The sequence below is a fragment of the Mesorhizobium sp. B1-1-5 genome, from assembly GCF_006443065.1.
Classification (GTDB): domain Bacteria; phylum Pseudomonadota; class Alphaproteobacteria; order Rhizobiales; family Rhizobiaceae; genus Mesorhizobium.
In genome coordinates this window covers 1-1,248 of the sequence record NZ_VFWS01000479.1, presented here as the reverse complement: position 1 = coordinate 1,248, position 1,248 = coordinate 1, and the positions used below count along the sequence as shown (strand labels likewise).

Below are 1,248 nucleotides of genomic sequence, written 5' to 3'. Positions count from 1 at the left end.
GTTCCGGCAGCGCCTTCTCGCCCCAGTAGCCTTCGTTGCGGACGAAGGACGCGCCGACCTTTGGCGTGTATTTGTCGATCTTGAAGGGCCCGGTGCCGTCGAAGCTCTTTTCGTAGTCGCCCTTGTAACTCGCCGGCACGATGACGGCGTTGTAATTGTCGGACGACACCATGTAGGGAAAGTTGCCGTTCGGGGCGTCGAGGTGGAATTCCACCGTGTAGTCGTCGACCTTCTTGCTGGCGCCCTTCGACAGGATGCCGGTGAACACCGACAGTGCGTTGGACGAGTTGGCCGGGTCGGCGATCCGGTCGATGCTGGCCACCACGTCGTCGGCCTTCATCTCGCCGCCGCTATGGAACTTCACGCCCTTGCGCAGCTTGAAAGTCCACACCGAGCCGTTGTCGTTCGGCTTCCAGCTTTCAGCCAGCGCCGGCTTGCGCCCGCGATCGGGGCCGTCGACGCAGAGGAACTCCGCGACTTGCTGCATGATCAGCAGGCCGCCGGCATCGGCGATGGTGACAGGATCGATCGTCGCCGCCGGCACGCTGCTTGCGACGCGGATCGTGGCGCCTGGCGCGCCTTGCGCCCGGACGAGCGACGGCATGGCGCCGAGGCCCGCGGCCGTGGTGATGCCGCCCAGCAGCGGCAGCGACAGGCCGAGCAGGCTGCCATGGCGGATGAAGTCGCGGCGGCTGACACGGCCGTCGACGAGACCGTCGATGAGGTGATTTTCGAGCGGCGAGCGGTTGCGCCGGATGAGGTCGAGAATGCGATAATTCTTGCTCATGGGTTTGACCCTTTCCCCTGTTTCTTATGGTTGACGAAAATTCGCGACTACACCGTTTCCGGTCGCCAGAGGCCTGTAGACCGGGACTGTAGCACGCGGTTTTGTCCGGTCCATCCAGTCCTTGGCGTGGACGTGCCGGTTTCTGGGCTGCACTGCTTCCTCTGGTCCGTGGCCACCCTTTCCGATCGGGATCGCGGTGGCTGGCTTCTTCTGTTTTGGCCGGCCGCCCTCATCTAGTTCAGCGGCAAACGACGGTAAGTTCCGGGCTTTGCCGGATCGTGATATTTGTTGCAGGGCCCGTTCTCGGCGAAGTCGCGATGGCAGGCAGCGAGCCGTTCTCGCGACAATGTGATGCCGAGACCGGGCCCCTCCGGCACAGGCACGACATTGTTCCTCGGGCAAAACGGTCCTTCCTCGGTGATGTCGGTCGGTTGCATGCGAAACAGCGACTGGTTCGGTTC

At 63.4% G+C, this 1,248-nt stretch carries 1 protein-coding gene and 1 pseudogene; both read right to left on the bottom strand.

Going from position 1 to position 1,248, the window contains the following annotated elements:
- On the bottom strand, positions 1 to 787 hold a 787-nt coding region (locus FJ980_RS32545; protein ID WP_246676681.1), incomplete at its 3' end, for an ABC transporter substrate-binding protein.
- Positions 788 to 1,020: 233 nt separating this feature from the next.
- Positions 1,021 to 1,248, bottom strand: a pseudogene (locus tag FJ980_RS32540) (chloromuconate cycloisomerase); the annotation flags it as partial.